General features: G+C 72.0%; 6 protein-coding genes. 4 read left to right on the forward strand and 2 right to left on the reverse strand.

Annotated features, from left to right (window positions below; genetic code table 11):
- The 4 genes from IE249_RS37235 to IE249_RS14435 all read left to right on the forward strand — a co-directional run.
- The coding region (locus IE249_RS37235) for a pyruvate formate lyase family protein (protein ID WP_308434345.1) at positions 1 to 1227 on the forward strand (1227 nt) is incomplete at its 5' end.
- Between the two features lie 68 nt (positions 1228 to 1295).
- Positions 1296 to 2057, forward strand: coding sequence for a pyruvate formate-lyase-activating protein (pflA, locus tag IE249_RS14425; RefSeq protein WP_189705227.1), 762 nt, complete (start codon positions 1296 to 1298; stop codon positions 2055 to 2057).
- A 162-nt stretch (positions 2058 to 2219) separates the two neighbouring features.
- Positions 2220 to 4604 carry a phosphoketolase family protein gene (locus IE249_RS14430; protein ID WP_189705203.1) on the forward strand — a complete coding sequence of 795 codons (2385 nt, stop codon included), beginning with the start codon at positions 2220 to 2222 and terminating at the stop codon, positions 4602 to 4604.
- A gap of 140 nt (positions 4605 to 4744) precedes the next feature.
- Positions 4745 to 5374, forward strand: a complete 630-nt coding sequence (locus IE249_RS14435; RefSeq protein WP_189705228.1) for a DoxX family membrane protein — start codon at positions 4745 to 4747, stop codon at positions 5372 to 5374.
- A gap of 73 nt (positions 5375 to 5447) precedes the next feature.
- Here IE249_RS14435 and IE249_RS14440 read toward each other — a convergent pair whose 3' ends face one another.
- Together IE249_RS14440 and IE249_RS37240 are read right to left on the reverse strand one after the other, a co-directional pair.
- Positions 5448 to 5789, reverse strand: a complete 342-nt coding sequence (locus IE249_RS14440; protein WP_189705229.1) for an ArsR/SmtB family transcription factor — start codon at positions 5787 to 5789, stop codon at positions 5448 to 5450.
- 67 nt (positions 5790 to 5856) lie between these two features.
- The coding region (locus IE249_RS37240) for a sodium-independent anion transporter (RefSeq protein WP_229858451.1) at positions 5857 to 6226 on the reverse strand (370 nt) is incomplete at its 5' end.

Consider the following 6226-nt stretch of genomic DNA (forward strand, 5'->3'; position numbering starts at 1 on the left):
CGCACCCTGGTCACCCGCACGTCCTTCCGCTTCCTGCAGACCCTCTACGACCTCGGCCCGGCCCCCGAGCCCAACCTGACCGTCCTGTGGTCGCCGAGGCTGCCCGAGGGGTTCAAGAAGTTCTGCGCCCAGGTCTCCATCGACACCAGCGCCGTGCAGTACGAGTCCGACGACCTGATGCGCCCGCGCACCGGCGACGACACCGCGATCGCCTGCTGTGTGTCGGCGATGGCGGTCGGACGGCAGATGCAGTTCTTCGGCGCCCGCGTCAACCTCGCCAAGGCCCTGCTGTACGCGATCAACGGCGGCCGGGACGAGATCAGCGGCGAGCAGGTCGCCCCGCCCGCGCCGGCGCTGACCGGCGAGTACCTGGACTACGAGGAGCTGTCGGCGGCGTACGACCGCATGCTTGACTGGCTGGCGGGGACCTACGTGGACGCGCTCAACGTCATCCACTACATGCACGACAAGTACGCCTACGAGCGCCTGGAGATGGCGCTGCACGACTACCCCGTGCACCGCTTCATGGCGTGCGGCATCGCCGGCCTGTCGGTGGCCGCGGACAGCCTGTCCGCCGTCAAGTACGCGCGGGTGAAGGTGATCCGCGACGACACGGGCCTCGCGGTGGACTACGAGGTCGAGGGCGGCTTCCCGGCGTACGGCAACAACGACGACCGCGCGGACCGGCTCGCCGTGGGACTGGTCGAGTCGTTCATGGCGAAGGTGCGCAGGCACCCCACGTACCGGGACGCCGAGCACACCCAGTCGGTGCTGACGATCACCTCCAACGTGGTCTACGGCAAGCACACCGGCAACACCCCCGACGGCCGCCGTGCCGGAGCGCCCTTCGCCCCGGGCGCCAACCCGATGAACGGCCGCGACCGGCACGGCGTCGCCGCCTCGGCGCTGTCGGTGGCGAAGCTGCCGTACGAGCAGGCCAGTGACGGCATCTCGCTGACGACGACCATCACCCCGGAGGGTCTCGGCCACGTCCCGGCGGACCGCGCGGGCAACCTGGTGGGCATCCTCGACGCCTACACGTCGGCCGGCGGCTTCCACATGAACGTCAACGTGCTGAACCGGGAGGTGCTGGAGGACGCCATGGAGCACCCGGAGAAGTACCCGGAGCTGACCATCCGGGTCTCCGGGTACGCCGTCAACTTCGTCCGGCTGACCCGCGAGCAGCAGCTCGACGTGATCAGCCGCACCTTCCACGGATCGCTGTGAGAGCCGTGACCACCACGACGCCCCCGAGCATCCCGGCCATCCCGGCGACCGCGACCACCGCGGCCGACGTGACGCGGGCCCCGGCCGCCGCGGGCCCGGCCCCGGTCACGGGCCGGGTCCACTCCTGGGACCTGTCCACCGGCGTGGACGGTCCCGGGACCCGGTTCGTCCTCTTCGTCAGCGGCTGCCCGCTGCGCTGCCTGTACTGCGCCAACCCCGACACCTGGCACATGCGGGACGGCCGGCGGGCCACCGTCGACGAGGTGATGACGGAGATCGAGAAGTACCGTCCGTTCATCACCACGGCGGGGGGAGGGGTCACCGTCACCGGCGGCGAGCCCCTCCTCCAGCCGGCCTTCACCGGCGCCGTCCTGCGCCGGTGCAGGGAGGCCGGGCTGCACACCGCGCTGGACACCTCCGGCTTCCTCGGCGCCCGCGCCACGGACGAGCTGCTGGCCGGCACCGACCTGGTGCTGCTGGACATCAAGTCCTTCGACGTAGCCACTTACCGCAGGCTCACCGGCGGTGAGCTGACGCCCACGCTCAACTTCGCCACCCGCCTGGCCCGGCTCGGCAAGCGGGTGTGGATCCGCTACGTGCTCGTCCCCGGCTGGACCGACGAGGAGCGCGCGGTGGACGGACTGGCCCGCTTCGTGTCCGGCCTGGACGGCGTGGAACGGGTCGACATCCTGCCGTTCCACAAGCTCGGCGCGCCCAAGTACGAGGCACTGGGAATCCCCTTCCCGCTGAAGGACAACCCGGTGCCGGACGCGGCCCTCGTCGAACGGGTCCGCGACCAGTTCCGCGCCCACGGCCTCGCCGCCCAGTGAGGCCGTGTTCTCGAGCGTGACCCGAACGGCTCTGTCGGGTACCCGGGCGCCCACTGGAGGGTGGAGTGGTGTGCCGCCGGCCCGACGCGCACGCGGCGGCCCCCGCGCCCGCGCCCGCCTCTCACCGCACCACCGCCGCTTTCCGACCCGGAAGGAATCCCGATGCCCGTCGACCCCCAGCAGGCGCCCGCCGGGCTCACGGACGAGGAACTCGCCACGCTGGACGCGCACTGGCGCGCCGCGAACTACCTCGCCGTCGGCCAGATCTACCTGATGGACAACCCCCTGCTGACCGAGCCGCTGCGGCCGGAGCACGTCAAGCCGCGCCTGCTCGGCCACTGGGGCACCTCACCCGGTCTGAACCTGGTCCACACCCACCTCAACCGGGTGATCAAAGCCCGTGATCTGGACGCCCTGTGCATCTGGGGCCCCGGTCACGGCGGGCCCGCCGTCCTCGCCAACTCCTGGCTGGAGGGCTCGTACACCGAGACCTATCCCGACGTCACCCGCGACGCGCACGGCATGGGCCGGCTGTTCAAGCAGTTCTCCTTCCCCGGCGGGGTGCCGAGCCACGTGGCGCCCGAGACGCCCGGCTCCATCCACGAGGGCGGCGAGCTCGGCTACGCCCTCTCGCACGCCTACGGCGCCGCGCTCGACAACCCCGGCCTGGTCGTGGCCTGCGTGATCGGCGACGGCGAGGCGGAGACCGGCCCGCTGGCCGCATCCTGGCACTCCAACAAGTTCCTCGACCCGGTGGACGACGGCGCCGTCCTGCCGATCCTGCACCTCAACGGCTACAAGATCGCCAACCCGACCGTGCTGGCCCGGGTCCCCGAGGCCGAACTCGACGACCTCCTCAAGGGATACGGCCACGACCCGATCCACGTCACCGGCGACGAGCCGGCCGCCGTGCACCGCGCCATGGCCGCCGCCATGGACACCGCGCTGGACCGCATCGCCGCGATCCAGCGCGCCGCCCGCGAGGAGGGCGCCACCGAGCGGCCGCGCTGGCCGGTGATCGTGCTGCGCACCCCGAAGGGCTGGACCGGCCCCGCCGAGGTCGACGGCCTGCCCGTGGAGGGCACCTGGCGCGCCCACCAGGTCCCGCTGGCCGCCGTACGGGACAACCCCGAGCACCTGCGCCAACTGGAGGCGTGGCTGCGCTCCTACCGGCCCGCGGAGCTGTTCGACGAGCACGGCGCCCCGCGCCCCGAGGTGCTCGCCTGCGTCCCGTCCGGCACCCGGCGCCTGGGCGCCACCCCGCACGCCAACGGCGGCCTGCTCCTGCGTGAACTGCCCCTGCCGCCGCTGGAGAAGTACGCCGTCGAGGTCGACAAGCCCGGCGCGACCCTGCACGAACCCACCCGTGTCCTCGGTGAGTTGCTGGAGGACGTCATGGCGGCCACCGCCGGGCGGCGCGACTTCCGCCTGGTCGGCCCCGACGAGACCGCCTCCAACCGTCTCCAGGCCGTCTACGCGGCCAGCGGCAAGGCCTGGCAGGCGCGGACCCTCGACGTCGACGAACACCTCGACCGGCACGGGCGGGTGATGGAGATCCTCTCCGAACACACCTGCCAGGGCTGGCTGGAGGGCTATCTCCTCACCGGCCGGCACGGGCTGTTCTCCTGCTACGAGGCGTTCGTGCACATCGTCGACTCGATGGTCAACCAGCACATCAAGTGGCTGCGCACCACCCGCCGGCTGCCCTGGCGCGCGCCCATCGCCTCCCTCAACTACCTGCTCACCTCGCACGTGTGGCGCCAGGACCACAACGGCTTCTCCCACCAGGACCCCGGCTTCGTCGACCACATCCTCAACAAGAGCCCCGAGGCGGTGCGGGTGTACTTCCCGCCCGACGCCAACACCCTGCTGTCCGTGGCCGACCACGCGCTGCGCAGCCGGGACTACGTCAACGTGGTCGTCGCCGGCAAGCAGCCCTGCTTCGACTGGCTCTCCATGGAGCAGGCCACGGTGCACTGCGCCCGCGGCGCCGGGGTGTGGGACTGGGCCGGCACCGAGGACGGCAGCCGGGAACCCGACGTGGTGCTGGCCTGCGCCGGTGACGTGCCCACCCAGGAGGTGCTGGCCGCCGCCCAGTTGCTGCGCCGGCACCTGCCCGAACTGGCGGTGCGGGTGGTGAACGTCGTCGACATCGCCCGGCTGATGCCCAGCGAGGAACACCCGCACGGCATGACCGACTTCGAGTTCGACGGCCTGTTCACCGCCGACAAGCCGGTCATCTTCGCCTACCACGGCTACCCCTGGCTCATCCACCGCCTCTCCTACCGGCGCACCGGCCACCGCCACCTGCACGTGCGCGGCTACAAGGAGATCGGCACGACCACCACGCCGTTCGACATGGTGGTGGGCAACGACCTGGACCGCTACCGGCTGGTGATGGACGTCATCGACCGCGTGCCCGGGCTCGCGGTGCGCGCCGCCGCCGTCCGCCAGCGCATGGAGGACGTCCGGCTGCGCCACCACGCCTACATCCGCGAGCACGGCGTGGACCTGCCCGAGGTGGCCGACTGGTCCTGGAACGGCTGAACGGGTACTTGAAACAAGGACGTTCGGCCCCGGCGGCCGGGCCGCGCAGCCCCTGCGCACCCGGTCGCCGCAGCGGGACATTGGTAACGCACCGAGAGCGACCAACAACCCCGCGAGATCCCATGAGAGGGATGAACATCATGGCCGTGCAGGACCACTCCCACCGTCACGTCGGCTTCCACCTGTCGTTCCCGCGCCGCACCGGATCGGCCTCCGGCCCCACCGCCGCGGCCTCCGAGGCGACCGCGACGGCCACGGCCGGCGCCCACGCCCTGGCCGGGCTGCGGATTCTGCTCGGGTTCGTCTTCCTGTGGGCGTTCCTCGACAAGACGTTCGGCTTCGGCTACGCCACCCCCTCCGGCAAGGGCTGGATCGACGGCGGCTCGCCGACCAAGGGCTTCCTCAGCTCGGTCGCCGCCGGACCGATGAAGGGCACCTTCCACTCCTGGGCCGGCGACACCTGGGCCGACTGGCTGTTCATGCTCGGCCTCCTCGGCATAGGCGTCGCGCTGATCGCGGGCATCGGGCTGCGGCTCGCCGCGGTGGGCGGCACCGCGATGATGGCGCTGATGTGGATGGCCGAGTGGCCGCCCGCCAAGCACCTCGCCGACGGCACGCCGAGCATGTCGACGAACCCCTTCGCCGACTACCACGTCATCTACGCCGTCGCCCTGATCGCCCTCGCGGCCGCCGGCGCCGGCGCCACCTGGGGACTGGGCCGGATCTGGGCCCGCCTGCCCTTCGTCAGCCGCAACCGCTGGCTGCGGTGACCGCACGGCCGGCCACCACCGGGGCCCCACCGCGAACGCGGTGGGGCCCCGGCCGTCGTGCGCCGAGCCGGAGTTACGACGGTCCGCCCTGGGCCGCCCGCAGGTCGGCCAGGAGCTCGGCCTGCCCGGCCAGTACGCCGGAGAGGATCGTGCGGGCCACCCGCAGCAGTTCCGCCACGTGCGGGTCGGTCAGCGAGTAGTAGACCGTGGAGCCCTCCTTGCGGGTGACCACCAGGCCGGACCGGCGCAGCACCGCCAACTGCTGGGAGAGCGCGGCGGGTTCGATGCCGACCTCGGGCAGCATCTCGGCGACCGCGTGCTCGCGCTCGCTCAGCAGCTCCAGGACGCGGATGCGCGCGGGATGGCCGAGCGTCTTGAAGAACTCGGCCTTCAGTTGGTACAGCGGCGTGGTCACCATGCTTCGTCCCGGCTCCGCCGGCTCGACCCGGCTCTGCTGTGCGTCGCGGCAGGCAGTAACAACATCAAGAATTGCGCAGATGTGCAATTCCGTGGGCGGGCGGCGCGGGACCGGCCGGCCCCACCACTCCCTCCCTCGCCAGCAGGCGGTGGGCCGCCCCGATCGCCTCCGGAGTTGTCGCGTACTCGCCGCCCTCGCGGTGCAGCAGGCCGAGCACGCCCACGGAGTCCAGGACCCGCCGCTGGCCGGCGCGGATGCCCGAGGCGAGCACGGCGATGCCGCGCCGGTTCAGCTTCTCCACCGCGTCCTTCAGGACGAGGGCGCCGGTGGCGTCCACGGTGGAGACCCGGGACATGCGCAGGATCACCACCCGCACGTCGGCCACCTCGGTCAGCTCCAGCAGGAAGCGGTGGGCGGCGGCGAAGAACAGCGGC

Source organism: Streptomyces anandii JCM 4720 (genome assembly GCF_014650655.1).
Taxonomy (GTDB): Bacteria; Actinomycetota; Actinomycetes; order Streptomycetales; family Streptomycetaceae; genus Streptomyces; species Streptomyces anandii.

What these genes read in the sequence shown, in the direction of transcription:
- IE249_RS14430 (WP_189705203.1), top strand. Translation starts at nt 2,220, where the DNA reads ATGCCCGTCGACCCCCAGCAGGCGCCCGCCGGGCTCACGGACGAGGAA.
- IE249_RS14435 (WP_189705228.1), top strand. Translation starts at nt 4,745, where the DNA reads ATGGCCGTGCAGGACCACTCCCACCGTCACGTCGGCTTCCACCTGTCG.